The following is a 22,764-nucleotide window of genomic DNA, read 5'->3' as shown; positions in this document are numbered from 1 at the left end:
CTATACAGTGGATGCTGACTCGTTGTCGATCTCTCCCGTGTGTGTCGGGGCGCGTTCGCCTGGGGTGGGTGGTTCGAGGATCGTGGCCGAGTAGCGCAGCGCGGTCTCGATGCCGATGCCGAAGAGGTCGCAGACGCGTCTGACGTCACCGCCGGTCTGTTCGACCTCGTAGAGAATCCGGTCGGTGCGCAGCGCCTGGGCAGTGACACCGGCTTTCCTCCAGGGGAAGTTCCGGCTGGGCGGTGAGAGACGGGGCGCGGTCTGGATGGTGACGAGCAGGTAGGGATTCTTCGTTTCCGACCAGCGTTTGGCTCGGTGGTCGAGCCAGGCAGTGAGGCGGACGCGGACCGGCTTCGCGAGCGGGATGGACCGGCCATCGGGCATCCGCAGTCGCCCGTCGATGATGTCGGTGAGCTGGACGTGCTGGACCTGCTGTATGGTCAGGGCGTGGAAGGCGATGAGTGAGACGGCCAGCGCGATCGCGGGGTCGGGGTTGGTGAGGGCGTCGCGGATCGCGGTGGGTTCCATCGGCAGCGGCATGTTGCGGTTGGGGCCGCGCAGCGGGATCGCTTTCGTCGGGTCGAGGAAGACCAGTTTGCGGCCGCGCAGGATCGTGAACAGGGTGCGGAAGCCGAGCATCATGGTGTGACGGCGCGAGGGATCGTCGGGGAGCATGGCGAGGATGTCCTCGGTGCTGATGCCGACGAGGCTGGTGCGCCCGTCTTCGACCCAGCGGGTGATCGCGGGGAGGATGCCATACATCTGACCCTTGACCGTCATCGTGTCGCGGGGCTGGCGGCGCGGCGGGGTCTTGGAGCCGTCGACCATGATGTCGCGCCAGAGCTCAAGCTGCGATCGCATCGGCTCGGGAAGGGCCTGGGTCTTGCGTGCGAAGAGCTTGGTGAAGGACGGCACCCTATCGTCGATGAGGAGACCTGCGTCTTCGAGGACTTCGATGGTGGAGCGGATGTTGCCATCGTCGTCGTAGGAGCGCATCGCGAGGATGTCGGAGGCGCGGAAGCGCAGATTCGCGCCGGGGAACACGAGCTGCAGGACTTTCAGGGTGCGCCGGACCTGGTTGGTCTGTCGCTTGCTTCATGCGTACTCGCCGGCTCGGGCGTAGAGGAAGTGATCAGTGCGGGAGGTGATGTCGCGCAGCCGGATCTCGTTGGAGCACTGCCGGAGCAGCTCGGGGTCAGGGTCAATGTGGAACAACACCGGCTGGTAGCTGGCCGCCACTGGCGGTGGCGTGTTGATGACGCGGATCGCTTCGCTGACACTCATCGCCATCGGCAGGTGGAGTTCCGCGGGCCTACGAGAGTCGTTCATTGAGGCGAGGAAGAGCTGCTGGCCGTAGGTGCGGGCCGCGTCGAGGTCGAGCGGCTGTCCGGGCGTCTAGTGGTAGCGGGCGGTTTCCAGGCACAACCGGCAGTAGCCTTGCTCGCCAAGGGTGACCTGCCGGTGACAGGAGACGCATTCGCCCTGCGGGTAGTGCGTAAACCACCAACGGCACTTCCAGCAGCGCCAGTTGCGCCCACGGTAGACGCCCCAGGCAAGGCAGTCGCGGCAGGAGCCGACGTAGCCGGGGCTGCCCGGGTGACAGTTGGCGCAGAGCCCCTGGGTGTAATACTCGCTCGAACCGCACTTGCTGCAGGGCGGCGGGGTGAACGGGCCACCGGGGATGCAGTCGTAGCAGAAGTCGATGCGGGGTGTGAGCCACGCGGCCGGCTTGACCCCGCAGCCCGTGCAGGGCAGCGGCGGACTCAGAGGCCCGTTCGGGCCGCGTGCGGGGCTCATAACGGCGGGGCGGGCCGGTCGTGCTTCGGACCGAACCGGGGCGCGATGAGATTCGTGCTCCCGTTGGCTTCTTCCGACCGCCGGGCGCCGGGTTTGCGTGCTTGGACTTTCTCGGGCTCAGGCACGAGGAGATCGGTCGGTGAGCAGTCGAGGACATGGCAGATGACGTCGAGGTCGTCCAGGCGGATCGTGGTCGGGGTCCCCGTCCACAGCCCGGACATCTTGCCGACGCTGATCTCCAGCCCGGCGTCGGAGAGCATCCGCCGCAGCTCCGCCGACTTCCAGATGCCGCGCTCGGCGGCCTGGACTCGCAGATTCCATTTCATTGCGTCACTGCATCCTTTCTAATCGGTGTTCCAGCCGCTGGTTCGCCTGCATCCACGAATCCTCGACGTGCTCGCCGGAGACGTGGATGTACTGCGTCGTGGTCGACAGCCACTGGTGGCCCAGCAGTTCCTGCAGGGCCTTCAAATCCATGCCCGCCAGATACAGCGACGACGCGCAATAGTGCCGGAGCACATGCGGCGTCATCCGACCATCGGCCCAGGCCGGCAGGAACCGTTCGGTCGCTTGCCGCAGACCTCGTCGGAGCACGTCGTCGCTGGCACGCCAGGAACGGCCGAGCTCGTGGTCGAACCGTTCGGACGGGATCATCGGGGCGTCCGGGTTGTCCCAATCAGGGCCGAAGCGGTGTCGCACATCGCCGAGCCACCAGTCGATGAGCTTGTCCGCGCCGTTGATCGCGGGCACCAGCCGTTGCTTCGACCCGCGTCCGCGAGAGCCTTTCCCGAACCGGACATGCACTTTGCCCAGCGCCCCAAGATCAGGTCGCCAATCTCGGAGGTCGAGCTTCGTGCTCTCGGTGATGCGCACCCCGATGCGTCGCCACAGCGACGCGGCGAAGTAGTTCCTCGCGGCGGGCAGATAGCGCCGCTCGTCTTGGAGAGAGGCGGCCCACCCGCCGAAGAGTCGATCGATCTCCGCATCCGATGGCGGCACTCTCACCTTGCCCAGCGAGGCGCCGGACTGCCGGTTGTACTCGTCGACGGGCTGCTCGATCACCCACTCGGTCAGCGCGTTGATGTCGCCCTGGTAGCGGGCGATGGCGAAGTCGTAGAACAGCGCAATTGCTCCGGCTTTGCCCGCTCGGGTCGTGACGGCAAGCCCTGCCCGGCGCAGCCCGGCCAGGAAAGCGTCCGCGTCGGAGGGCTTCGCCTGCCAGAGCGGAGCATCGAGATGGCGGCGGAACTCGAAGACGACCGTTCTGGACTGCGCGATGTAGCCGTCGCTGAGTCCCGCTGCGGCCATCGCGAGGGCGTACTGGTCGATGATCTCCTGCTCGAAGTCCGCAGCATCTTCCTCGGACCGCCAGCCCCTGGCAGTCCCGATACTTCGCACCACGGCGAGCTTCATCGCCCCGCAGCTTCACGAATCGTGACCATACATCAAGAATACCGCAGAACCCTCAGGAATCATGATTATCCATCAGGATTCCTGAACGTGGTCGAGGCCAGCTTGGAGGCTGGGGAGACGCACCTAAGCGGCATGAAGATCAGTCTGGAAGATGCGGGTCTAGAGACAAGCAATCCAAGCAGAACGCGAAGCTAGTTCGCGATTATCTGACTGGACATCAAAAACTCTGACGCGACACGCCGGGACTCATTCAAGAGAAAAAACTTCTTGTACCTACCAAGCCTGTGGATAACTCTCATCAAAGCCCGTGATCCTTGAACACTTTCTCCCCAGCCAGCAGGAATTTTCCGTTGATTGCAGGCGGAAAACTACACCGGTGTAACTACACCACATTGTTTTGTGGGAGCGAGCGATAAAATTAAAACTGGAACGCCAAACCCCCAGCGCAAATCGCGTTGAAAACGGGAAAGGCATCCGGGGGTCGCGTGATCAGATTGAAGCCCTAATCACTTTGACTCTACCGGAGGTTTTGACGATTCATTGCCAATGATTCTGACAAACATCCGGAGATGCCGGTGTTCCAGAAAGAAAAAACAATGGCATCGAAGCCTGTATTTCGGCCTGGGCAAGAGGCTCCACGTTCCGGACAGTGGGAACAGATTGGCCCACGCGGAGGCCGCACCGGCAACGAGCGGACAGTAACCCGCGGCGAGCCGCTCCCGCCGACGCCCCGCCCCGGGATGGGGTACATCCTTGTAGATCCAACCAAGCACGGCGGTCGTAGCAAGTAGTGTCTGAAGCTTGGGGGGTCCCACCTCACGTCGGGATCCCCCCAAGTGGGCCTTCTGCAGAGACTGGGTCAAAATTTCTCGGGCCTGAGTAGAGCACCTCTGAGGCATGAGCACTCAGAGTTATGATCTCCAGAACGCACAGCCTCCGCTAGTAAATCTCCCACTGGCGGTCATCACCGTTGGGGAAATGGGCGCGGTCAGCGCCACCCTTGACGGCATCGAGGCCCCACCTCCAATTCATGCCGAACGTTGGAGCCGAGCACAGTTCGGAGAGCTACTGGACGCACTCACTCAACAGCGCAGTCGCACGCTACGTCTTGAGGTGCGGGAAAGTTACGGAAGCGTTTTCACTGAGATCATTCATGCGAGGCGCGGCACCCCTGAGACAGCCGACGTGGCGGCACCGTCTGCACCAGAACCAGATTCTCGTCGGGCCCGGCGAGGCAAACCTCCCCGACTCATCGAAATCACTGGTGGCGGATTCATTCAGGGCGAGGACGTTCTTGTCGCGATTCCAGTGAGCACCGCAGAAGGTGACGATTCTGGAGTCGCACGAGCCGTGATCGACCTCGACCAGCTCACAAGCCAAGTGCGCAAAGTAGCACTCATTGGGTATGTGTCAGGTCGCATCGTGACTGAGCGGCTTCCATGAGTATCCAAGGGCGGCAGTCTGGTTCATTCGGAGACGAGATGACCAACATCCTGATCGCGGTGCTCATTGGGATCCTCGGACTCACTCTCGTGCTCCGCGCCTCCGGATCAGTCGCAGCATTTCTCACACGCGTGAGTCAACCCAGTGAGGGTATTGCGGGAGGCGTTGGGGTCCTGTTTGATCCGACGCACCCGGGCCGGGCGCTCGGCAGCGACACATTGAATCCGTTTGTGTACTGGTTGATTGTGGGCGTGATGCTCGCGGTTCTCGTCCTAGTACTCATGTGGGCCTGGACTCGTTGGAGACGGCACTCACGCAAGGTCGATACGGATCCGCGAAGGCTCCCTGGGACAGCCACCGCATACGAGGTGCAGGCCACCGCATCGTCCCGCGCGCTACTGCGCAGAGCAGCTACTCTCCGGCCATCGCTCGAGCGGCCGGAGCCTTCTGACGTTGGATACCGACTCGGGCAGTCCCGTGGGAAGGGCGTCTGGGCGAGCGTCGAAGATTCGATTCTGCTTATCGGTCCGCCTCGCTCAGGCAAGGGCCTACACATCGTGATTCCGGCGATCCTCGACGCACCAGGCGCGGTCGTGACGACCTCCACCCGTCCCGACAATCTGACTGCGACGCTTCGGGCTCGAATGCGAGTCGGCCCCGTGATGGTGTTCGACCCGCAACATCTGGCTGAAGGCGTACCCGCAGGATTGCGCTGGTCTCCGATTCGTGGGTGCGAGGATCCACTGACGGCAATGATTCGCGCAGCCGGGCTCGCCGCTGCCGACGCTGTCGCAATCTTGAATGCTTCACCGCGGGCGGCAACTGGTTGGTCCGAGGGCCTGGAAGCAATGATCGAGACCGATCCGCGCACCAGAGATTCGATCTGGCAGGGCGTCTCACTGGCTCTCGCCGCTCTCGCCGATCCTCGCGTGCTCGATGCGGTGAGTCCCGGCCCAGATGAAGCCTTCGACCCTGAAGCTTTCATCCGTGAGAAGGGCACCCTCTATTTGCTAGCAACCGGTGCGGGCGCAGGGAACAGTGCTGCGCTCGTTGCCGCGTTCGTTGAGGACCTCGTTGAAACCGCCCGCCGAATGGCAGCACGATCTCCCGGTGCGCGACTTGATCCGCCGTTGCTGCTCGCGCTCGACGAGATCGGAAACCTTGCACCTCTGCCATCGCTTCCCACGCTCATGGCGGAGGGCGGCGGTACTGGAATCACGACGATGCCTGTGCTGCAATCACTCGCTCAGGCCCGAGACAAATGGAGCGAGGATCAAGCCGCAGCAATCTGGGATTCGAGCATCGCGAAGATCATTCTCGGTGGCGCATCGAACTCGCGCGACTTGCAAGACCTCTCGACCTTGATCGGTGAACGCGACGAGTTCACCGATTCTGTCACGCTCGGTGACTACGGTTCACGAAGCAGTCAGCGATCAGTGCGCCGGGTGCCGATCATGCCGCCCGACCGCATCCGCACCATGCCATTCGGCACAGGAGTCCTACTGCTGCGCTCAGCTCCACCGATCATCGTCGACCTACTGCCCCGGCCGAAGCGCTCTGACGCAGCCTCTCTCAAACGCGAACGCAGTGAGATCGAAACACTGCTCGAAAACCGACCCATCAGCGAGTGACGAGCTACCGAGCTGGTTGCGCCTACGCACCTTCCTGATACGAGCGGCTGACGTGGCCGCTCCCAACCAGGCAGGAGGACGGTCCCATGACCATCCGCACACAGCAGTCGATCTCAGGTTTCATCGCCAGCGACCCTCAACTCACTCAGACGGACCGCGGCGACGCACGGTTCTACGCCCGCTTCGGCCAAGAGAACTTTCGCCGCGAAGACGATGGCACGTTTACGAAGCTCGAAACAACCTTCCACAACCTAGTGATGTATCGCGCCACCGCAGAGCGCGCGTACGAGCGCTTCTCGAAGGGCGACAGCTTCGTCGCCGAAGGCTACTTGCACGAGTACAGCTACGAGCGCGACGGCCAAGCCACAGACGGCGTGGAGTTTGTCGCCAAAAAGATCGGTCATGACACTGCTCGCACCCAGTACAGCGTGGAACGAAGCCAGCGCGCCACAGATCACGATGTACCGGCACGCGGTCAGAGCCGTGCGTTCGAATCCCCTCAGAAGCGACCGAGCACTGACGCTCCGACACTCGGTCGCTGAAACGGCAGGAGCGCAACGATGACTGACAACAATCGCACTGACGAAGTACTCGACGATTTGCCCGAACCAAGTTTCAGGCCTGAAGACGAGACAGCACCGCCGCGCCCGATCAACTGGAATCTACTCACCTCCCACGACCTTGAGCAAGAGCTGCTCGCACTCAACCGGCGGGTGAACTGGCTCAGGTTGGAATATGGGCTTCCGGCGTCAGAAGTGCCGCCGCTCTGGCACCGCCACCCAGAGCTTCTCTGGGAGCTGTCGGCGCTGCACCTACACTGGCTCAGCGCTTACGATGCGGAACAAGACGGCTCAGCCCCGTTCGGCTGGCATCGAGACTTCACAGATGCTCGCAACCGACTTCGTGACTGGGTTGCCGCTAGCGGCACTCGACGAGACCGCGATCGACCCACCAGACAGACACCCTGGCCAGGCGAAGAACACAATCAGGAGGTCGTAGAACAGGTCATCCAAGACCGCGAAGCAGCTGAAGACGCGTTCTACGCCAACATCGACTTCGCAACTGGGGAAATCGATTCCGGTGCCTGAGTGCATGACATCGCATCAGAAGTGTTCAGTGTTCGGCCAGCCATCGCAACCTCAGATCTTCGATTGTGCTGAGGGCCGCGCTGTGTTCGCGGGTATCCGTGCTCGCCGAGAGGTCGGCGGCAATAACCGCTAAACGAGGGGTGTAGACAGAACCTGTTTCATACTTCCTTCCCGAAGACGCGGTCGAGCATATCGGCGGTCGCCGGATTCACCATCTCGTTGCGGCGAATGTAGTGCTGCACCGTGATCGCCGGGTCCGTGTGCCCGAGTAGCTCGGCAGCAAGGTCGACACCAGCCTCATTGCTGATTGCGGTGGCAACCGTGCGACGAAACATGTGCGGTGTGACGCCCTCGATGCCCGCGAGGTCGAGCACGTGCCGAAGCTGCCTACGCACGTTGTTCGTTGTCAGCGGGCCACCGTCACGATTGCAGAACAACAGTGCATCCAGCGAGGCATCATCACGGCGGGCGAGCCTGAGCCGCACAGCCTCGGCAGCGAACGCGGGGAGTGCGACGGTGCGTCTGGACTTCGCGGTCTTGGGATGATCCTGCCGCTGGGTCGGTTCGCCACGGTGCGCGACGATGGTGCCGCTAATGCGAATCGATGGCGGGGCGCTCACGATGTCGATATCGCGGCGACGGATCGCGAGCACCTCACCGATGCGGGCCGACGTGCCGAGCATCACCTCGACGATCGCGCCGAGCTGCCCGTCCGGTTTCGGTCCGGAGGGTGAGAGCCCGGTCTCCCAGAACGCGATCGCGGTGCGGATGGCGTTTACCTCGGCGGGGGTGAGCGCGTTCGGTGTCGTCGGGGGTTTCCGGAGCCGTGAGACGTGATCCATCGGGTTGCGCGGTAGCACCTCGTGCCGCACCGCGAACCCGAGCGCGAGCCGCAATGCCACCCGGGCCTGCTTGGCACGGTTGTAGCTTTGCTTCGCAAGCTGCTTCAAGAAGTGGTCGCAGCGGGCGACACCGATTTCGCGCAGCGTGAGGTCTTTGAACGCGGGCAGTACGAGCGTACGCATGTTCCGTTCGTACAGCCGTCGGGTGGTGGTCGAGAGCCGGTCTTCAAGATCAAGATCTTCAAGCCAGTACGCCACCAGGTCAGGGAATGGACTATCGGCAGTCAGCCCGATGCCTGCGGGCTGGTAGAGCGTGCGCTCGGCAAGCTTCGCCTTCAACCTTTGTTCGGCGGCTCGCTTCGTGTCGCCGGTGGCTTGCACGAGCCGCGACTTTCCATCCCAGTCCCGATACCTCGCGCGGGCGGTGACGCGACCGTTCGACGCGGTCTGGTACCCGATCGTGCCGAACGTGCCGATGGTGAGGCGTGGGCGGCTCATCGTGTCACCTCCCGTCGAGTGGGGAGGCCTTGGCGCCGTCGCGTTGCTGCTCGATCCAGACACGCACGTCGGAGACGGCAAACTTCAGGTGTTTGCCGAAGCGGTACGCGGGCGGGCCGAGGCCGCGGGTGCGCCAGTCGTAGATCGTCGAAACGGGGATGCCCAAATACGTGGCCAGCTCGCCGACATCGATCAGTGGCTCCAGGCCCCGCGGGGTGGGTTGCGCTTCGGTGTCCATGACGAACAGGTGCACGGCGCACATCGCAGCTGACCGTACACAACCGGGGCGGTCGGGACCCTACCGGGCGACTGCCGCCCGAATGCCCCCTCGGCGTGTCAAAAAGATGGGTTTGTGATGACCAGATCAAATCTCACCTACGAAAAAATCGCGGAAACCCTTGAGTTTCCGCGATTTTTTGGTCGGGCTGACAGGATTTGAACCTGCGACCCCTTGACCCCCAGTCAAGTGCGCTACCAAGCTGCGCCACAGCCCGTTTCTTTCAACCACCCGATCTTACGGCAGGGCTACCGGCTGCCACAAATCGCACGCGCAGTTGCGAAGGAGCGATAGGTCATAGATGGCGTCCCCGTGATGGATCACGGGCCTAGTCGGTGATCCATCGCAGGAAAGTCCAGCCACTGACGCCCTCGGAATCCACCTGGCGCACCGCAATCGTGTGCCCCGAGATCTGTGGCGGGACAACCACGTCCTCACTGGGCAATTGGAACACGACATCGCTGCCAATCTGCCATACGAATCCGTCACTTGCGCCCTCGTCACTCACGTTCCCAATGGCATCCGAGGTCGCCTGCGATAAGTCGGCGCCTGCACCCCACGCCACCATGTCGCCGGAAACAGACAGGTTAGGAACCGCAACTTCCGACTTCGCGAGCCCAGCCACCCGCCCGGTCTCCATGTCCCAAGCAACCAGCCAAGCAGGTGGCCCATCGGAAGAAGACTGCTCCTCTCCGCGCACCACGGACATCTTTGTGAGTGCAACAACTAGATACCGTTGCGAAGCCTCAAGGTCACTGATTACCCAATCGTTTGCTGGTCCAAACCCCAATAGAGGTGAGATGACAGAGGCATTGCGCCACACGACCAAATCCGGAGCTTTAGATTCGTGCACCTGCTTGCCTGCGGCAACTTCTAACAGGTTCGAATAGTTAAATGATTCCAGGCCGGCAAGCGGGTCCCACTGGCCAGATTGAGCAGCGTTGTCGGTGCCGAGCCCAGAGCCGCTTTGGTTCTGTTCCAGGTCACCACTGAGTGTTCCGTCGTGAAGTGAGTCGATGTCGCTACTAGGGGCCGCAGCCCAGAACATCCCACTATCGATCACGGGGTCGGCTATCACTTGCGCAGATGGACCAACAAAAACGACGTCGCCGGGCGAATCCAACGGGACTCGAAAGACCGCCACCCCGTAGTCAGGACTTGATTCTCCGCTCACTTGGATCTCATGGAACCGCACTCCGGGCGTGGCGGCATCATAAACATTCTGTGGAATGGCGACCTCAAAGTATGCGTAGCCACCATTGACCTTGGGAGGCTCCAATCCGGGTACCATGCGCGCTGAGATTCCAGTGAAGCCAAGTGTCATAGATTCCGCTGTTGCCAACTCAGAAACCTGCCCCGTCTCAACGTTCCATCCGACGAGAGCCCATTGCTTCCCGCCGGTACCCACGGCAACCCAAACCACAACCTGTCCCCAAGATGACGCACCTGTTGCATTCAGTGATTGAAATGGAGCGTCGCCAGACAGGGTAGATCCGTCGCCCACGTTGGGAACCTCCTGCAGCGCAGTGAACTTGCCCTCTGTCCCGATCAAGCCAACGGTTTCGCGGGAAACCTGCGGGGAAGTGCCAGTGCCGAATGCGACTCCCCCGTCAATCAGTGTCAACACCTGGGCGTCCGTCTTCCCGCGAGTGGAGCCCAGGACGTGGAACTGTCGACCCTCTTTCGCCCTCGTCGGGCGATCTGCACCACCGATGACAAGGTCGTCTGGAATGCTCCCTTCGGAGACCCAGACGTCAAATGGCACATCAGCAATCGTCTTGGGGGCAAGGGGCAGTTCCGCGGCGCGCATGTCGTCGTAGTCGTCCCGATCAGACTGCTGTGATTGGGCGTCCTGAACGCCGTTGTCGTCGCCATGCAACGTGGCGTTACCTGTTGACGGGGAAACCGCGCACCCTCCCAAACACAGAGTGCTCACGCACACCATGGCAAGGAAGGTGCGTCCCGGCTTAGGCACGGCCGTGCACCCGGTCTTGTATCCAAACGCTCACTTGCAACAGTACGTCCTCGACGACCTCGTCAACGGACTTGCTCGACGAGTCAATAGTGATCACCCCCGGCGCAGCCTCTAGGAACGAAGACACTTTGGAGTCAGTCTTGTCGCGCCCACTCACCAGTTCACGTGTCTTCTCAAGTAGGTCGTCGGTTACGTGCCCGTAGGTTTCGAGGACGCGCCTGCGCAGCCGCGCCTCCGGGTCTGCAAGGAGGAGGATCCTTACATCTGCATCCGGGCAGACAACCGTAGTCACATCCCGACCTTCAGCAATCATTCCTCGGCCGTCTGCGCGAGCCTTATACATCTCTTCCCGTTGCGCGATAGCCATCCACTGCCGCACCGGAATATAGCCGGCAACCACCGACACGTTTGCCGCAACTTCCACAGAGCGCAAAGTATCCGTAACATCCCGCCCGCCAACGAGGAACTTTGGGTGCGCCACTGTACCGACCGATTCAAAGTCCAAATGGTCCGCTTCACGCAACACGGCAGAAGGGTTGTCCAAATCCACACCCGCAGCCATGCACTTCCAGGTCAAAGCCCTGTACATGGCCCCCGTTTCCAAGAATGCGAGGCCGAGCTCGGCGGCAACACGTTTGGAAACGGTGGATTTTCCTGACCCAGAGGGCCCATCGATCCCTATCAGAAGACCCTGTCCTGCAACAGCATTGCGCAACTGAAATGTCTCTTCGGTTCTGGTTGGCCCCAAAGAATCCTCAGTGCTGCGACTCCCCTGACTAGACATCCCCGCCCTCTTTCTGCCCGTTGCCAACACCATTAAGAACTAGCGCAAGCTCTTACTTGCAATACGCCAACCCCGAGCTTCCAACTCCACCTGTGTCTCTTCAACAACACCCGGTTCAATCATCAGTCGAGCCAAGCCGACGGGCTGTCCCGCGGAGTGTTCCAAGACCAAGTCCTCTATATTCACGCCTATTGAACCAAGTTCTGAGAACAATCGCCCCAACTCCCCTGGCTCATCCGGAACCAAGACCTCGACGTAGCCCCACCGCCTCGAAGAGTCACCGTGTTTACCAGGAATACGTTCAACGCCTTGATTGCCTGCGGTCATGACCTTCGCTATTGCCCCCGCGACACCCGGGGGGATAGCTCCGTCAGCCTGGACTCCCCCAGCCTGCAACCCGGAGATCAGTCCCACGAGGTCGTCACGGAGGTCAACGAGGATATCCGCCACCCTGTCGGCATTTCCCGCGATGATCGCCGTCCACAGACCCGGGTCGGAAGCAGCGATGCGCGTCGTGTCTCGCAACCCCTGCCCCGCCAGTCCGAGGGCGTCCGAAGACGCGGTTGCAAGGCGGGCGGCCAAAAGGCTAGACACCAGCTGGGGCACGTGGGACACGAGTGCTACGGCCTCGTCGTGCTCCACCGGACCAAGTTCCATGGGAACAGCTCCCACATCCACGGCTAGGTTACGAACTGTGGTGACCGCAGCTGGGGACGAGTGCTCAGTAGGAACGATGACCCAGGGTCGGCCGATGAACAGATCGCCGTCCGCATGGCTGGCACCTGAACGAGCACGTCCTGCCATCGGATGCGAACCGACGTAGCGCGCCAGGTCCGACCCGTTGAGCCCCAGATACTCTGTGGCAGCTGCTTCGCCCTCGTCCGCAGGATCGGTCGAGAACGCAAACACGTCCCCAACGACCGCTTCCTTTACGGAGGCAACGTCTGTAACAACTGCCCGCGGGAATGCCTTGAGGCAGGTCGCGACGATCCCTCCCGAGACGTCCGGAGGAGATGCGACAACCACCAGACCCGATCCGTCAGACACGTCTGCAAACGACTGAAATCCTCTGCTGAGCGGAGTGCCAGCTCCCATATCACCAGCAAGAGCAAGAGAGGTGGGTGACGCGTCCCAGAGGTAAACGGCCACACCACTTCCACGTAGAGCCAGGGCAATTGAAGTCCCAATCAACCCTGTTCCAATGATCAGCACAGGTCCGGCGGTTACGACCTCCGCCCTCTGGATGAGTGCCATTACAGCTGAACGGAATCGTACAGGCGGCGCAGCTCATCACCCTTGATACGGCGCATTCCGCGGGGCTGAAGTCGGTCCAAATGAATCGGCCCAAAGCCGATACGCACCAGTTCCCGCACGGGGAAACCAACAGCATCCATCATGCGGCGTACAACGCGGTTGCGACCTTCGTGGAGGGTAATTTCCACGGCCGAAATGTCGCCGAGGACGTCGCGAACACGGAACTTGTCGGCCTTGACCGGACCGTCCTCGAGCTCCACACCCCGAAGAAGTGTCCGCCTCACAAACGGCTTGACCTCCCCGTGGACTCTAGCCACATACGTCTTCTCGATTCCATAGGAAGGGTGCGTCAGGCGGTTGGCAAGCTCCCCATCATTGGTCAGCAGGAGGAGGCCCGATGTGTCCACATCCAGACGCCCAACGTGGTAAAGCCTTTCTGGATAGTCGGCCAGCAGGTCCGATAGGCAGGGACGCCCATCCGGATCATCCATAGTGGAAACCATGCCGACCGGCTTGTTGAGGGCCAAAACAATGTGGGCCTTCTCATCAATCTCAACCCGCTCCCCGTCCACCCGCACAACCTGCTTAGCGGGGTCTACGCGGGTACCGAGCTTGCGCACAACCTTTCCGTCGACACTGACTCTGCCCTGCAGAATCATGTCTTCTGCAGCCCTACGTGAAGCTAGACCGGCTTGAGAGATGATCTTTTGAAGTCGGATGCCATCCTCTTTGTGAGGGTCATTCGCCATGATTAGTGCCCCGTTCCGCGACTCCCGTCGCTTGTCGTTGTCTCTATGGTAGTTCGGCAAGCAGGTAATCGATATTCTCTGGTCCAGGCATGAAGGGTCCGAGGGGGACGAGGTCGTCCAGAGACGACATTCCCATGTACTCCAGGAAGCTCGACGTGGTGCGGAAGAGGTGAGCCCCGCTTGGGCTGGTACCGTCCTCGGCGATCAGGTCGCGAGCAGCGAGAGTTCGTAGCACGCTATCGACATTAACCCCACGGATACGTGCGATTTGACCGCGGGTTACCGGCTGCCGATAGGCAATGATGGCCAGTGTTTCCATTGCTGCCCGCGTCAGACTGGTGGACTCTGCTCCCGCGACAAACTGGCTGACCCAAGACGCCCACTTAGAACGCGAATAGAGCCGCCACTCCCCCTCGATTTCCCTTAGCTCAAAACCGCGCTCACGGCTTCCATCTCTTCCGTCATAGTCGGCGGCGAGCCCCCGTAGAGCCTCCTCAACCTGCTCCACAGGCATCTGGGTGGCGGCTGCAAGGTCCATAGGCGAAACGGGTACCAGAGCAACCATGAGGATAGCTTCGAGCGCCCCCCTGAGGTCGACACCCTCAAGGGAGAGAGAGTCCCCACCTCTTCCCGCTGTGTCGGCCACCGCGACATCTTCCCTGTCAATGCTCACAGCATCTTCCTTATCGCCGCTCACTGTGGGACCCCCTCGCTATCTCAACTTCGCCATTTTGCAGGGACGCCACCAACGCTGCGCCCGGGGTTGGCGGAACCCACTCAATCCGTAAGGTGGCCATGGGATCATCTTGGTGAAAGGCCAAGTTGCCCTGGCGGTACAACTGCAACAGAGCGAGGAACCTGGTCACCACCACTGCCGAGTTGGAAGCGTCTTGAACTAAGTCCGCAAAACTCGCGACAGAGCCTTCTTCAAGTCTTGCTCTTACGATTTCAAGTTGCTCATCGAACGAGGCCGCAGGTCGACCCACATGCTGAGCTTCATCCGGACGTGGCTTCTCAGCAAGTGCATTTGCTGCCAAAGACGCAAAGAACTCTGGTGATGCCGTCCACCGCAGCTCCGGCAAAAGTGACGCGTACGGTTCTTGAAGTGGCACTGAACGAGCCACCGTGCCCGCATGCTTGTCCCACTGTTTCACCAAGACCTCCGCTGCTTGCTGGAGGGCGCGGTACTGCAGGAGGCGGGCAAAAAGAAGATCTCGCGCCTCCAAGTCCTCGTCAAGAATGTCGTCCTCGACCGCGTTCTTAGGAAGCAACGCCGCGGCCTTCATATGGAGCAGTGTCGCTGCTACCACCAGAAAATCCGTTGCAGAAGAGAGGTCGGGCTGCTTACGAATGTAGGCCAAGAACTCGTCTGTAACCGCTGCCAACGCAATCTGCGTCAGATCCATTTGTCTGCGGGCAATCAGGCGCAACAGCAGATCGAACGGGCCCGTGAAATTCTCTAACGAAACATCAAACTCTCGCAACGACGGTGGACCATACGTCGATTCTGTTTCGAGCGGCTCGGAATCCCCGTTGTCGTCACCCCAAAGCTTCTGTGCCACGACTCTATGGTGCGTCGCCGCGGGCAATTACTTCCCGAGCAAGACGACGATACGCCTTCGAACCGGGGTGAGAGGGCGCAAATGACAGGATTGGTTCGGTAGCAACCGAGGCATCGGGGAACTTTACTGTCCGGCGAATCTCCGTCTCAAACACCAGGTCGCCAAACGCCTCGTTCAAACGTTCTAGGACCTCACGGGAGTGGAGCGTGCGCGGATCTACCATGGTTGGAAGAATGCCATCAATCTTCAGGCGTGGATTGATGCGGTCACGAACCGTCTCAATGGTTTCAACTAGCAGCGCTACCCCACGAAGGGCAAAGAACTCGGTCGCCACTGGGATCATCACGCCGTGCGCAGCGGTCAGTGCATTCACTGCCAGCAAACCCAAAGAAGGCTGGCAGTCAACGATGATTACGTCGTACTCGTCCTCGACACTGCGGAGCACACGGGTCAGAGCAGACTCCCGAGCGACCTCGTTCACCAACTGGAGTTCGGCTGCTGACAGGTCAATGTTGGCTGGGAGAACATCAACGTTCGGGACGGAAGTCTTGCAGATCGCATCACGCGTTGACAGGCGCGGGTTCAAAATGAGGTTGTAGATGGTGACATCCATGTCCAGGGCGTTAATCCCCATGCCCACCGTTGCTGCACCCTGTGGATCGAAATCAACCAGGAGCACCTTACGTCCGTACTCTCCCAAAGCCGCGGCCAGATTGATGCTGGTGGTCGTCTTTCCGACCCCGCCCTTTTGGTTGCACATTGCGATGATCCGTGCTGGGCCATGCTCAAACAGCGGTTCTGGCGTCGGAAAATCGTCTTCTTCTTCGACGCCCACTAGGGCCAACTGGAAATCCTCGCTCACAAGCCCAACTTTAGCGCCTCCAAGCAACTTCTGGGTCCTACGCGCGCGGATGGGTCGAACGGAAAACTTCCGTAAGCAAGGTCGGCGACATCTTCGTGTAGATCTGCGTCGTTGAAACACTGGCATGACCCAGAAGTTCCTGCACCTCACGCACCGAAGCACCGCCCTCCAGCAGGTGGGTTGCGAACGAGTGGCGCAAAGTGTGGGGCGAAATATCCTGGGTAATGCCGGCCGCCACCGCGGCATTCTGGATAATCTCCCACGCAGACTGCCGGGATAGCGCCCGCCCTCGCAAATTCAGAAAGAGCGCCGACGTCCCCGGTCCTTTCTGTGCCAATGCGGGACGGCCTCGAACAAGATATGCTTCCACGGCCGATACCGCGTACCCACCCAGAGGCACGAGGCGTTCCTTCCTTCCCTTGCCCCACAGTCTCACGACTGAAACCGCGTCTGCATCGTCCCCTTTGTCGAGGTCGAGGTCGTCCACGGCCAGCGAGATTGCTTCTGACACTCGGGCGCCAGTGCCATACAAGAGTTCTAAGAGCGCTCGGTCTCGCAGAGCGCGCGGCCCATCCCCTTTTCCAGCCGCATCCAACAGCGCTGTTACCTGGTGCACGGTGAGTGCCTTTGGAAGCGAGTCCGGTCCGTGGGGTGCCTGCACGTCAGCAGCGGGGTTTGCGGCGATGAGCTGCTCTTTGATAGCCCACTTGTAGAAAGATCGAACCGCTGAAAGAGCCCGGGCAATCGATGAGGGAGCTAGGCCCGAACCTCCGTCCTCACCTTCCGCGAGTGCCTTGGCAAAGGCTTCAACATTCTCGCGGGATGCATCAAGTACCTTCACCGGAGCGATCACCTCAATAAATCGCTTGAGGTCACGACGATAGTTACTGACCGTGTGGGGCGATGCCCCCTTCACAACAGTCATGTCATCAAGAAACCACTGCAGCTCATCATGGCTGGGATTTGCTACCTGTGGACTCACAGCTTGATTCTGTCATGCCCATACAGTCTGACACACCAAGCTAAGCTGGGTTGTGTTTGATGACTGAATCAAAGATGTATTCAACTACTCGAAGAAGGTGGTGTCACTGTGACGCTGAACTGGGACGAACGTGATGATAGGGCTGTGAAGCTGGCCAAAGCACTGGCTGGAGATGCCGTAGAGAATGCGGGTTCCGGACACCCGGGTACCCCAATCTCCCTCGCGGCAGCCGCTTACCTGATCTATCAGCGTCACCTTCGGTTTGATCCCCGTGATGCCCAGTGGGTTGGCCGCGACAGGTTCGTTCTTTCCGCGGGCCACGCCTCTCTCCTGCAGTACATCCAGCTGTACTATGCGGGAGTCGGCCTCGAAATGGAAGATCTGCAGGGCTTCCGCCACTTCGGTTCCAAGACCCCCGGTCACCCGGAACTGGGGCACACAGAAGGCATCGAGGTCACAACGGGCCCGCTGGGGTCAGGTTTTGCTGCCGCTGTGGGTATGGCGATGGCCGCCCGCCGCGAACACGGAATGTTCGATCCCAACACCGAACTCGGTAAGTCACCGTTCGATCACAACGTATACGTCATCGTTGGTGACGGGTGCCTCCAAGAGGGAATCGCGTCCGAGGCCGCATCGCTTGCGGGAACCCAGGAGCTTGGCAACCTCGTGGTGATCTATGACGATAACCGAATCAGCATCGAAGACGACACGTCAATTTCCTTTAATGAGGATGTCTTGGGGCGTTTTGAGGCCTACGGATGGCACACGCAGAAAGTGGCTTGGCGTCGGGACGGGGCGGAGTATGTCGAGGACGTCCATGGCCTGGATGAGGCTATCAACAATGCTCTTGCCGAAGACGCGAAGCCATCCCTAATCGCCTTGTCGACAATCATTGGGTGGCCGACCCCTGGCAAGCAGGACACCGGGGGAATCCACGGCTCCAAGTTGGGCGGCGAAGCTCTCACAGGTCTCAAGGAGGCGCTGGGGCTGGACCCAAGCGAGATGTTCCAGATGGACGAAGACATCATTGCCTACACCCGAGAGAATGCGCTCTCCCGCGCGGATGCAGCGATGCGGGAATGGGATGAGGCATTCCGCGTGTGGGCTGAAGGTAACCACGACAAGGTTGAACTGTTCAATCGGATCCGCTCCGGTGAACTACCGGCTGGCTTTGATGAGGCCTTCCCAGAATTTGAGGCCGGGACGGAAGTAGCTACGCGTGCGGCATCCGGCACGACGATCAATGCCATTGCGAAGATCATGCCTGAACTCTGGGGTGGATCAGCAGACCTGGCAGGATCGAACAACACTTTGATTGCGGGCGAACCTTCCTTCATTCCAGAGCGTCGCTCCTCAAAGGCATTCACCGGCAACGTGTTCGGACGGAACCTGCACTTCGGCGTTCGGGAGCACGCCATGGGCGGGGTCATGAACGGAATCGCAGCGGATGGACTCACCCGCGTCTATGGCGGAACCTTCTTCGTCTTTGCAGACTACATGCGCGGTGCGGTGCGGCTAGCCGCGCTCATGAACCTGCCCGTTACATACGTGTGGACACATGACTCCATCGGTGTTGGTGAGGACGGACCGACACATCAGCCGGTTGAGCACCTTGCCGCATACCGCGCAATTCCGAACCTGGCAATTGTGCGCCCAGCAGATGCGAATGAGACCGCGCAGGCTTGGAAGGGAGTCCTAGAGCGTCGCTCCCCCGCCGCCCTTATACTTTCCCGCCAGAACCTACCCGTCGTTCCCCGTGGTGGAGACAACGGAGTGGCTGAAGCCTCGGGGGTTCTTCGAGGTGCATACACTCTGGTTGATACAGAAAGTCGACCGGATGTCATCCTCATGGCATCCGGATCTGAAGTGTCGATTGCCCTTGAAGCCAGCGAGATTCTTGGTAGCGAAGGCATTGGCGCCCGCGTGGTTTCAGTGCCGTGCATGGAGTGGTTTGCGGACCAGGATGAGGACTACAGGGAGTCGGTCTTCCCCTCAGATGTTGCAGCGAGGGTTTCTGTGGAGGCAGGGATCGCGATGCCGTGGGCGAAGCTGGTTGGCCCGAATGGCCGTAGCGTTTCAATCGAGTCGTTTGGCGCTCCGGGCGCGGGAGACACCTTGTTTGAGCACTTTGGCCTAACGCCCGCGGCAGTGGTTGCGGCTGCGAAGGAGTCGGTCGCAGCCGTCAAGTAGGCGCAATTTGGTGGCTGTTCCTTCGAGGGGCTGTCGGCTCTTCCCTCAGGGGCAGCCACCGAATGCGCATCATCTCAAGCACTTCCCCACCGCACCTTCTCCGGCGCACCGCCGGCCGCACACCCTGCCCATCTCCGGGCGCGCACCTTCCGGCTCACCGCTGGGCACCCCCGACCACACACCGTCCCAAGCATTTCCGGGCTCGCACCTTCCGGCACATCTGAGATCGCGACCCCTCCCAAGCCCGCTCTCGTGAAATGTATACGTTGGGACGAAAAATGCGTCTGGGGTACATACCCCAGACGCACATTAGCCCCCAACATATACATTTGGAGGACGCGTCACTAAGGTTGCCGCTGTCAGCTTTGGTCGCCGGGGCCACGGCGCTATGGTTGCCGGTATCGCCTAAGGTTGCCGCGGACACATAAGGTTGCCTGCGTTTCATTCAGAATACGGCAACCTTAGGCGATACCGGCAACCATAGGGGGTCCGCTAATTCGGCTAGGGCTTGAATGATCGTGCTTGACGACCGGCCGACGCTATCAGCAACCGGGCGGCGCATTCGGCGACGGCGCCGCGACATATTCTGCTCCGAAGGCTTTGCTCGGAGTATCTTGCTTGGAATGCTCGGCTTGGAATGGTCCGCTTGGAGCAGTCCCATCTCCCCCGCAATGATCCCTAGGCGTAGAAGCGGACCAACAGGCCGTAGGCGATGATCGCAACGACCCAAACACACAGAACAGCTACCGTGATCCGGTTGAGGTTCTTTTCAGCGACGCCAGATGAGCCAGCAGTCGAAGAAATGCCACCCCCGAACATGTCGGAAAGCCCACCCCCGCGCCCCTTATGCATAAGTACCGTCAGAATGAGCAACAAGCTCGAAATGACGATTAGGACAACCATGGTGATTTGGACTACCTGCACGATCCCCACCCATCGGAGTTAGAAGATGTTCTCAGCTCGGCACGCCTTGCAAGCGCCGAGACAACTACCGACCCACTCTACCGGGAAATCCGCCGTCATATGAACACCGTGGTCGTGGACATCGACACGGTCGCCAAAGTCAACACCAACCCAAGCCAACGTCGCCGAAGTCAACACCAACCCAAGCCAACGTCGCCAAAGTCAACACCAACCCAAGCCAACGTCGCCGAAGTCAGCATAGGTCGCCGTCGTTTCTGAGAATTATCGGCGACCTATGCTGACTTCGGCGACCCACGGCGGGAATAGCACCATAGCGACCCACGGCGGGAATAGCACCACGGCGGGAATAGCACCACAGCATCCCACCGCTGGAACTGCGCCGAACCGTCGAGAACACATGCAGCGCCTTGCCCCAAAAAACAAGGGTGGCGGCCACCCCCCTTGCGAGAGCCGTACCGCCACCCTTGTCGTGGTCTAGAACTGCGTCCTAGTTGAGGAAGTCAGCAATCTTCGCGAACTCATCCGCATCCAACGAAGCGCCGCCAACAAGGGCGCCATCAACGTTTGGCTGTGACATCAGTTCCTTGATCGAGGATGACTTTACGGAACCACCGTAGAGAATGCGGATCGCATCCGCGGTCTCTTCGTTGTACATGGCCTTGAGCAGATCACGGATCGCCTTGCAAACCTCTTCGGCGTCTGCCGGAGTCGCGACCTCACCGGTCCCAATTGCCCACACGGGTTCGTAGGCGATGACAATCTTGGCAGCATCGTCAGCCGTGTAGCCTGCGAGGGCGCCTTCAATCTGGCTGACAACATGATCAACATGCTGGCCGGACTTGCGAACTTCAAGCACCTCACCGCAGCAGATGATCGGAATCATGTCGTGGGCTAGAACAGCCTTGCTCTTCTGCCCCACCAGATCATCTGTCTCCTGGTGGTACTCGCGACGTTCCGAGTGGCCAACAACCACGTACGAAACACCCAGCTTCTGCAGCATGGTCGCCGAGATCTCACCCGTGTAAGCGCCGCTCTCATAGACTGCAACATCCTGGGCGCCCAGCTTGATTTCCAGGTTATCCGCATCAATCACGGTCTGAACTGAACGCAGATCCGTGTATGGCGGAATAACGACGACGTCGGTCTGTGCGTAATCGAAACGACGATCATCAAGTTCGGTAGCCAACTTTTCGACGAGGGCGACTGCCTGAACATGATCCATGTTCATCTTCCAGTTGCCCGCGATTAGGGGAATACGTGCCATTTTCAGTCCTCCAGAACTGCGATACCGGGGAGCGTTTTCCCCTCTAGGAGTTCAAGCGAAGCGCCACCACCGGTGGAGATATGCGAGAACTTGTTTTCATCGAAACCAAGGATACGAACCGCAGCAGCGGAGTCGCCACCACCAACAACCGTGAACGCCTCCGTCTCTTCAAGCGCGCCCGCAACACCCTTTGTGCCACCGGCAAACGCCTCAAATTCGAAGACTCCCATGGGGCCGTTCCATGCCACCGTCTTGGCCTTGAGGATGTGGTCGGCAAACAGTGCCGCTGATTCCGGACCAATGTCCAAGCCCATTTGGTCGGCTGGGATCGCGGAAACAGGAACCACTGTCGCAGGTGCGTCGGCTGCAAACTCTGGCGCAACAACAACATCTACGGGCAGGACAATATCCACGCCGTTCTCTTTTGCCGTAGCAAGGTAACCCTTGACAGTGTCAATCTGATCGGCTTCGAGCAGGGACTTGCCCACCTCATAGCCTTCGGCCTTGAGGAAAGTGAAGGCCATGCCGCCACCGATGAGAAGCGCATCAGCCTTCGTGAGGAGGTTTGCGATGACACCGAGCTTGTCAGAGACCTTCGACCCACCAAGGATCACAACGTAGGGACGAGCAGGATTGTCGGTTGCTTTAGACAGAGAGTCAATCTCTTTGAACACCAACTCACCGGCTGCCGAAGGCAACAGTTCGGCGATGTCATACACGGACGCCTGCTTGCGGTGAACAACACCGAAACCATCCGAAACAAATGCGTCAGCCAAGGCTGCGTATTCTGCGGCCAACTCGTGACGTTCCGCGTCAACCTTAGAGGTTTCGCGCGCATCAAAACGGACATTCTCAAGCAGAGCTACCTGGCCCGGTTCAAGAGTTGCGGCAACTGCCTTCGCCGAGTCTCCAGTCACGTCCTCCGCGAGGATGACCGGCTGATCCAAAAGCTCCGAGAGTCGGGTCGCCACAGGCGCCAGCGAGTAGTCGGGGTTTACCTTGCCGCCGGGTCGTCCCAGGTGGGCTGCGACGATGACTGCCGCACCAGCGTCAAGTAGACGTTTGATTGTTGGAAGTGCGGCGCGGATTCGACCGTCATCGGTGATTACGCCGTCCTTGAGCGGAACGTTGAAGTCGGAACGGACGAGGACGGTCTTGCCGCTCAAGTCCCCCAGGGAATCAATGGTCCTCAGCACTGAGTGCCTCCTATTGAAAGTCTTAGTTTGGTT

Annotated in this window: 23 protein-coding genes and 1 tRNA gene; 6 read left to right on the top strand and 18 right to left on the bottom strand. The window is 60.3% G+C overall.

Going from position 1 to position 22,764, the window contains the following annotated elements; genetic code table 11:
- From H2O65_RS05185 to H2O65_RS05170, 4 genes are all read right to left on the bottom strand, one after another.
- On the bottom strand, window positions 1-1,044 hold the full coding sequence (locus tag H2O65_RS05185; protein WP_182142572.1) for a hypothetical protein: 1,044 nt from the start codon (window positions 1,042-1,044) through the stop codon (window positions 1-3).
- A gap of 51 nt (window positions 1,045-1,095) precedes the next feature.
- Window positions 1,096-1,329, bottom strand: coding sequence for a hypothetical protein (locus tag H2O65_RS05180; protein WP_182142571.1), 234 nt, complete (start codon window positions 1,327-1,329; stop codon window positions 1,096-1,098).
- A gap of 464 nt (window positions 1,330-1,793) precedes the next feature.
- A complete protein-coding gene (locus tag H2O65_RS05175; protein ID WP_087137855.1) occupies window positions 1,794-2,123 on the bottom strand; it encodes a helix-turn-helix transcriptional regulator in 330 nt (109 codons plus the stop codon).
- Between the two features lie 4 nt (window positions 2,124-2,127).
- Window positions 2,128-3,210, bottom strand: a complete 1,083-nt coding sequence (locus H2O65_RS05170; RefSeq protein WP_182142570.1) for a tyrosine-type recombinase/integrase — start codon at window positions 3,208-3,210, stop codon at window positions 2,128-2,130.
- Between the two features lie 569 nt (window positions 3,211-3,779).
- Between H2O65_RS05170 and H2O65_RS10680 the strand changes: the two genes are divergently transcribed.
- The 5 genes from H2O65_RS10680 (at window position 3,780) to H2O65_RS05145 (ending at window position 7,372) form a co-directional block, all read left to right on the top strand.
- The gene (locus tag H2O65_RS10680; RefSeq protein ID WP_398397212.1) at window positions 3,780-4,001 is read left to right on the top strand and encodes a YjzC family protein; all 222 of its coding nucleotides are present in this window, start codon (window positions 3,780-3,782) and stop codon (window positions 3,999-4,001) included.
- A 106-nt stretch (window positions 4,002-4,107) separates the two neighbouring features.
- On the top strand, window positions 4,108-4,653 hold the full coding sequence (locus tag H2O65_RS05160) for a hypothetical protein (protein ID WP_182142568.1): 546 nt from the start codon (window positions 4,108-4,110) through the stop codon (window positions 4,651-4,653).
- Entirely contained in the window at window positions 4,650-6,284 is a 1,635-nt protein-coding gene (locus H2O65_RS05155) for a type IV secretory system conjugative DNA transfer family protein (protein ID WP_182142567.1), read from the top strand. Before H2O65_RS05160 ends, H2O65_RS05155 begins: the two co-directional genes overlap by 4 nt.
- A gap of 86 nt (window positions 6,285-6,370) precedes the next feature.
- A complete protein-coding gene (locus H2O65_RS05150) occupies window positions 6,371-6,826 on the top strand; it encodes a single-stranded DNA-binding protein (RefSeq protein ID WP_182142566.1) in 456 nt (151 codons plus the stop codon).
- Between the two features lie 18 nt (window positions 6,827-6,844).
- The gene (locus H2O65_RS05145; protein WP_182142565.1) at window positions 6,845-7,372 is read left to right on the top strand and encodes a hypothetical protein; all 528 of its coding nucleotides are present in this window, start codon (window positions 6,845-6,847) and stop codon (window positions 7,370-7,372) included.
- A gap of 158 nt (window positions 7,373-7,530) precedes the next feature.
- Here H2O65_RS05145 and H2O65_RS05140 read toward each other — a convergent pair whose 3' ends face one another.
- The 11 genes from H2O65_RS05140 to H2O65_RS05090 form a co-directional block, all read right to left on the bottom strand.
- Window positions 7,531-8,712, bottom strand: a complete 1,182-nt coding sequence (locus H2O65_RS05140) for a tyrosine-type recombinase/integrase (RefSeq protein WP_182142564.1) — start codon at window positions 8,710-8,712, stop codon at window positions 7,531-7,533.
- Window positions 8,713-8,716: 4 nt separating this feature from the next.
- On the bottom strand, window positions 8,717-8,965 hold the full coding sequence (locus tag H2O65_RS05135) for a helix-turn-helix domain-containing protein (RefSeq protein ID WP_220458801.1): 249 nt from the start codon (window positions 8,963-8,965) through the stop codon (window positions 8,717-8,719).
- Window positions 8,966-9,129: 164 nt separating this feature from the next.
- A tRNA-Pro gene (locus H2O65_RS05130) sits at window positions 9,130-9,206 on the bottom strand.
- A gap of 111 nt (window positions 9,207-9,317) precedes the next feature.
- Window positions 9,318-10,925, bottom strand: coding sequence for a hypothetical protein (locus tag H2O65_RS05125; protein WP_182142562.1), 1,608 nt, complete (start codon window positions 10,923-10,925; stop codon window positions 9,318-9,320).
- A gap of 31 nt (window positions 10,926-10,956) precedes the next feature.
- On the bottom strand, window positions 10,957-11,748 hold the full coding sequence (cmk, locus tag H2O65_RS05120; RefSeq protein ID WP_182142561.1) for a (d)CMP kinase: 792 nt from the start codon (window positions 11,746-11,748) through the stop codon (window positions 10,957-10,959).
- A 39-nt stretch (window positions 11,749-11,787) separates the two neighbouring features.
- Complete coding sequence (locus tag H2O65_RS05115) at window positions 11,788-13,002, bottom strand: prephenate dehydrogenase (protein WP_182142560.1); 1,215 nt, start codon at window positions 13,000-13,002, stop codon at window positions 11,788-11,790.
- Window positions 13,002-13,751 carry a pseudouridine synthase gene (locus H2O65_RS05110; protein WP_182142559.1) on the bottom strand — a complete coding sequence of 250 codons (750 nt, stop codon included), beginning with the start codon at window positions 13,749-13,751 and terminating at the stop codon, window positions 13,002-13,004. The genes H2O65_RS05115 and H2O65_RS05110 overlap by 1 nt, the downstream gene beginning before the upstream one ends.
- 43 nt (window positions 13,752-13,794) lie before the next feature.
- The gene (gene scpB / locus H2O65_RS05105) at window positions 13,795-14,424 is read right to left on the bottom strand and encodes an SMC-Scp complex subunit ScpB (protein WP_259349591.1); all 630 of its coding nucleotides are present in this window, start codon (window positions 14,422-14,424) and stop codon (window positions 13,795-13,797) included.
- A gap of 10 nt (window positions 14,425-14,434) precedes the next feature.
- The gene (locus tag H2O65_RS05100) at window positions 14,435-15,313 is read right to left on the bottom strand and encodes a ScpA family protein (RefSeq protein ID WP_182142558.1); all 879 of its coding nucleotides are present in this window, start codon (window positions 15,311-15,313) and stop codon (window positions 14,435-14,437) included.
- A 4-nt stretch (window positions 15,314-15,317) separates the two neighbouring features.
- Window positions 15,318-16,175: a ParA family protein gene (locus H2O65_RS05095; protein WP_259349590.1), complete on the bottom strand. Its 858-nt coding sequence runs from the start codon at window positions 16,173-16,175 to the stop codon at window positions 15,318-15,320.
- A 37-nt stretch (window positions 16,176-16,212) separates the two neighbouring features.
- Window positions 16,213-17,157, bottom strand: coding sequence for a site-specific tyrosine recombinase XerD (locus tag H2O65_RS05090; protein ID WP_259349589.1), 945 nt, complete (start codon window positions 17,155-17,157; stop codon window positions 16,213-16,215).
- A gap of 108 nt (window positions 17,158-17,265) precedes the next feature.
- Between H2O65_RS05090 and tkt the strand changes: the two genes are divergently transcribed.
- Entirely contained in the window at window positions 17,266-19,347 is a 2,082-nt protein-coding gene (gene tkt / locus H2O65_RS05085) for a transketolase (protein WP_182142556.1), read from the top strand.
- A gap of 678 nt (window positions 19,348-20,025) precedes the next feature.
- On the opposite strand, the gene secG is transcribed toward tkt, so the two are convergent.
- The 3 genes from secG to H2O65_RS05070 all read right to left on the bottom strand — a co-directional run bounded on the left by secG (window position 20,026) and on the right by H2O65_RS05070 (window position 22,728).
- The gene (gene secG, locus H2O65_RS05080; protein ID WP_220458812.1) at window positions 20,026-20,250 is read right to left on the bottom strand and encodes a preprotein translocase subunit SecG; all 225 of its coding nucleotides are present in this window, start codon (window positions 20,248-20,250) and stop codon (window positions 20,026-20,028) included.
- Window positions 20,251-20,758: 508 nt separating this feature from the next.
- A complete protein-coding gene (tpiA, locus tag H2O65_RS05075; protein ID WP_182142554.1) occupies window positions 20,759-21,535 on the bottom strand; it encodes a triose-phosphate isomerase in 777 nt (258 codons plus the stop codon).
- 2 nt (window positions 21,536-21,537) lie between these two features.
- Window positions 21,538-22,728, bottom strand: a complete 1,191-nt coding sequence (locus H2O65_RS05070; RefSeq protein WP_182142670.1) for a phosphoglycerate kinase — start codon at window positions 22,726-22,728, stop codon at window positions 21,538-21,540.
- Window positions 22,729-22,764: the final 36 nt, after the last annotated feature.

It is taken from the genome of Schaalia sp. JY-X169 (genome assembly GCF_014069575.1).
In the GTDB taxonomy this organism is placed as follows: Bacteria; Actinomycetota; Actinomycetes; order Actinomycetales; family Actinomycetaceae; genus Scrofimicrobium.
The sequence above is the reverse complement of the archived record's forward strand: the minus strand, read 5'-3'. Positions and strand labels throughout refer to the sequence as shown.

What these genes read in the sequence shown, in the direction of transcription:
- secG (WP_220458812.1), bottom strand. Translation starts at nt 20,250, where the DNA reads ATGGTTGTCCTAATCGTCATTTCGAGCTTGTTGCTCATTCTGACGGTA.
- H2O65_RS05140 (WP_182142564.1), bottom strand. Translation starts at nt 8,712, where the DNA reads ATGAGCCGCCCACGCCTCACCATCGGCACGTTCGGCACGATCGGGTAC.
- H2O65_RS05160 (WP_182142568.1), top strand. Translation starts at nt 4,108, where the DNA reads ATGAGCACTCAGAGTTATGATCTCCAGAACGCACAGCCTCCGCTAGTA.
- H2O65_RS05110 (WP_182142559.1), bottom strand. Translation starts at nt 13,751, where the DNA reads ATGGCGAATGACCCTCACAAAGAGGATGGCATCCGACTTCAAAAGATC.
- H2O65_RS05170 (WP_182142570.1), bottom strand. Translation starts at nt 3,210, where the DNA reads ATGAAGCTCGCCGTGGTGCGAAGTATCGGGACTGCCAGGGGCTGGCGG.
- H2O65_RS05150 (WP_182142566.1), top strand. Translation starts at nt 6,371, where the DNA reads ATGACCATCCGCACACAGCAGTCGATCTCAGGTTTCATCGCCAGCGAC.
- tpiA (WP_182142554.1), bottom strand. Translation starts at nt 21,535, where the DNA reads ATGGCACGTATTCCCCTAATCGCGGGCAACTGGAAGATGAACATGGAT.
- H2O65_RS05175 (WP_087137855.1), bottom strand. Translation starts at nt 2,123, where the DNA reads ATGAAATGGAATCTGCGAGTCCAGGCCGCCGAGCGCGGCATCTGGAAG.
- H2O65_RS10680 (WP_398397212.1), top strand. Translation starts at nt 3,780, where the DNA reads ATGCCGGTGTTCCAGAAAGAAAAAACAATGGCATCGAAGCCTGTATTT.
- cmk (WP_182142561.1), bottom strand. Translation starts at nt 11,748, where the DNA reads ATGTCTAGTCAGGGGAGTCGCAGCACTGAGGATTCTTTGGGGCCAACC.
- H2O65_RS05115 (WP_182142560.1), bottom strand. Translation starts at nt 13,002, where the DNA reads ATGGCACTCATCCAGAGGGCGGAGGTCGTAACCGCCGGACCTGTGCTG.
- H2O65_RS05180 (WP_182142571.1), bottom strand. Translation starts at nt 1,329, where the DNA reads ATGAACGACTCTCGTAGGCCCGCGGAACTCCACCTGCCGATGGCGATG.
- H2O65_RS05145 (WP_182142565.1), top strand. Translation starts at nt 6,845, where the DNA reads ATGACTGACAACAATCGCACTGACGAAGTACTCGACGATTTGCCCGAA.
- H2O65_RS05155 (WP_182142567.1), top strand. Translation starts at nt 4,650, where the DNA reads ATGAGTATCCAAGGGCGGCAGTCTGGTTCATTCGGAGACGAGATGACC.